This is a genomic window from Burkholderia cepacia (assembly GCF_001039005.1).
Taxonomy (GTDB): domain Bacteria; phylum Pseudomonadota; class Gammaproteobacteria; order Burkholderiales; family Burkholderiaceae; genus Burkholderia; species Burkholderia theae.
The window spans coordinates 1-2,639 of sequence record NZ_LDWR01000114.1; the positions used below are offsets into that span (position 1 = coordinate 1).

The 2,639-nt window shown below is 61.5% G+C and carries 1 protein-coding gene and 3 tRNA genes; 3 read left to right on the forward strand and 1 reads right to left on the reverse strand.

Going from position 1 to position 2,639, the window contains the following annotated elements; genetic code table 11:
- Window positions 1-732: 732 nt before the first annotated feature.
- On the reverse strand, window positions 733-1,686 hold the full coding sequence (locus tag VL15_RS38075) for a hypothetical protein (protein WP_155420412.1): 954 nt from the start codon (window positions 1,684-1,686) through the stop codon (window positions 733-735).
- 554 nt (window positions 1,687-2,240) lie between these two features.
- Here VL15_RS38075 and VL15_RS38080 point away from each other — a divergent pair.
- The 3 genes from VL15_RS38080 to VL15_RS38090 all read left to right on the forward strand — a co-directional run bounded on the left by VL15_RS38080 (window position 2,241) and on the right by VL15_RS38090 (window position 2,544).
- A tRNA-Tyr gene (locus tag VL15_RS38080) sits at window positions 2,241-2,326 on the forward strand.
- A gap of 44 nt (window positions 2,327-2,370) precedes the next feature.
- A tRNA-Gly gene (locus tag VL15_RS38085) sits at window positions 2,371-2,444 on the forward strand.
- Between the two features lie 25 nt (window positions 2,445-2,469).
- Window positions 2,470-2,544 (forward strand) — tRNA-Thr (locus tag VL15_RS38090).
- Window positions 2,545-2,639 lie beyond the last annotated feature (95 nt).

Here is a 2,639-nt window from a genome sequence, read left to right on the forward strand (position 1 = left end):
CTAAGCCAGAAACCCCCGCCCGAAAGGCGGGGGTTTTTGCATTTCGGCGAAGGAAATGCACTCAGGGTCGGCGAAGGGTGGTGCGGCCGGAGCTGGCGCTTCGATGGCGTTGATTCAGTCCGGAGCCGGCCGCCTACGCGGTTGGCGAAACGTGCTCGGGGTACTCGGATCGACCGCGCAGCGACAACTCGAACTGCCGAGACCGACCTCTTCCCATCCGCTCATTGTTCGCAGCGACAGCGGTCAAGTCGGCAGCCAGGCCGATTACACCCGCCAACTTCTGCGCTGCAGTCATCCGTCACGGATTTGTTCGTCACCGGGCTCGGTTTGATGTGGCATCGTCCCGCGGCCCAATGATCGATTATCTTGCCCAGTTCAATACCATACTGAACGCATCGTCTGCCAAAATTACGGTCGCCATTCTGCGGCTACAACGCATACCGGCACCCTGCATGCGGTTCGCGCGAGCCAGGCGCCGTATGCCGTATGCCCGGCTGTCAGCGTGTTTTTGACGCGAGCTCTGAGCGCTCGTCGCTAGTTGAAGTCGCGCGACTGAACTTTGCCAGGGCTGGCGCCGTGTCGCTATCAAGCGACGTTCTCGGCTCAATTTCACCCATCATCATTGAAATTGGATCATTCGAGGCCAAGCCAGCGGCGTGCGTCGCGCACTGCAAAGAAAGGCTCGATCTTGGCGCCAACCGAGATGTGTGCGAACTCGCGGGCTGGCTGCCATCAGAAGTCGGCGCTGTTCCTTTTGACAAGCACGGGTTGTCCATCTCGCAACACGTAGATCTCTTCGATGAGCGAATAGGCGGTGCCGCCGAAACAGTCTCGCCCTTCACCCATCAACGCGAAGTGTGTGCCGCCTGCGTCGACACCGGTCGATCGCACCGTGCACGCGGTACTCGGATCGCTGAGCGCGGAATGCTCGGCTGGCGGAAACCGGCGCGTCGTGTTCCGGCCGTGATCCCGAGTCAGCACGAGCATTGCCGGGCAACGAGTGGCGGACGTTGTCGACTGATCGTCGCATGTCAATTTCCCGGCGTCGTCGTACGTATGGGACGTGGCGAAAGCGCCCGCGTCGAACCCGACGCAGATTCCCTCGTTCAGCTGCACGAGGCGGGCATCGTACGCGCATGCGGGATGCCGTGTGTACGCCGCGGATTCGCTGCGATACGCCGACCAGATGCTGACGTTGGTCGGTTTGCACGACGGGGTGACGCAACGAGTGCCGCACTGCAGGACATTCGCCACGATGGCGGCACCGAGGTTGCGGGGCACCCCAGGGCGTGGGCGCACGTCGTCGCCTAGCAATGGCTGCAGCACGCCGAGGCAGGCTGGACTGCCGGACTCGTCTTGAGGCGGGTTATCTCGGGCGCGTGCGGCGATCAGGTACGCGGAGGCGTCGTTGAGTAGCCACACATACGCGATCGCATCCTGATTCATGCGGCGCACCGAGGGCGAGTCAAGGCGCGTCGATTCCAGGCATCGGGCATCGAGCGCCGGCTTTAATCGGTCGTACGCTGCGAGCGCAGCGACTGCCTCTGAGCGTCCCGCGGCGTGGCTTTCAGCCAGCGCCTGCTGGCGAACCTTTGCGATCGTGCTCGAGCGGCACCAGGCATCAGCCGGGCCGGCGGCATGTGCGGTCAACGCCATGAAAGCCATTACAAGAGCAAGCAGGCGCATGAGGGTTGGAACCGGGGGCGGGCAGGTGACCCGGGATGGTATCGCGCGTACCGCCGAAGTCGGCAAATATAGGGTGGGGTGACCAGGAACCCGTGCCGAAGGCAAGGGCGCAATGTCCGGTGCGGATGCCGGAATGCTCACGAGCAAACGCTGTTGCGCGTGCCGGCACATTGGGCGCGACCAGGCGGCCCCGCGGTACTCGGCAAGGGGCCCGTGCCATCCATCGGTAACCGAGCTGAAGCCCCGCGAATGCCGCGGGACGGGGTGCCGGAGCCTTCCGGCACGAAATTTGCGGAAATTTTGTGCTTACCCGCTTGGCATTGTGCGCCGGAGGCCTTATGATGGCGGTCTTTCGTTTTTAGCGCAGATGAAGTTTGTCGCTGGAAACGGAGTCTGACGAAGATGTGGCGCCGATCGGCAACATCGCGTGCTTGCCTTAGCCGGGCAGGGGGCGAAGATCGGTGGCAGAGCAAGTGTTGGGAAGAGAGTGAAAATAATCTTCCGGATGTGCTTGACAGGAGTGCGATGCACCCCCATAATCGTCAGTTCTCTACGGAGGGGTGCCCGAGTGGCTAAAGGGGGCAGACTGTAAATCTGTTGGCTTACGCCTACGTTGGTTCGAATCCAACCTCCTCCACCAAGAACATCAGCTGAAAGAGCGGTAGGGAATCGTTAGTCGCCCGTGCGGGTGTAGCTCAATGGTAGAGCAGAAGCCTTCCAAGCTTACGACGAGGGTTCGATTCCCTTCACCCGCTCCAGACCGTGAAGTTGAAGCGTAAAAGCGCCCATGTGGCTCAGTGGTAGAGCACTCCCTTGGTAAGGGAGAGGTCGGCAGTTCGATCCTGCCCATGGGCACCAGCAGTACAAGTCAGTGTCTGTTTGCGCGCGGCGCAACCTGTGAAATTCCTTTTGGGAGTCGAAAATGGCCAAGGGTAAATTCGAGCGGACCAAGC

Excerpts from the sequence above, each read along its gene's own strand:
- VL15_RS38075 (WP_155420412.1), bottom strand. The coding sequence starts at position 1,686 with ATGCGCCTGCTTGCTCTTGTAATGGCTTTCATGGCGTTGACCGCACAT.